At 56.5% G+C, this 262-nt stretch carries 1 pseudogene; it reads left to right on the top strand.

What is annotated here, in order from left to right:
* Positions 1 to 187: 187 nt before the first annotated feature.
* Positions 188 to 262: pseudogene (locus tag AC0IYH_RS32235) on the top strand (glutathione S-transferase); the annotation flags it as partial.

Below are 262 nucleotides of genomic sequence, written 5' to 3'. Positions count from 1 at the left end.
AAATTCAGGCCCCCATAGCCGTGGGCCTGCGCCGCGTTGCGGGCTGCCGCGAGGATCGCCTCTTTGGCTCTTGTGCTCAAACTTATCCTCCAACCTTTTACCTGCCAATTGGCAGATAGGCCTTGCTCGACGAGAATGGAAGCCATAGAAGACCCTATCAACTGGCAGGTAGATAATAGGAGATAGCATGAAAATATATGATTGGCCCACCGGGCCTTACCCGGCACGAGTCCGCATCGCCCTCGCGGAGAAGACGCTGGGG

Source organism: Pseudomonas sp. AC463 (assembly GCF_979253585.1).
This window is presented reverse-complemented; position numbering and strand designations above follow the sequence as displayed.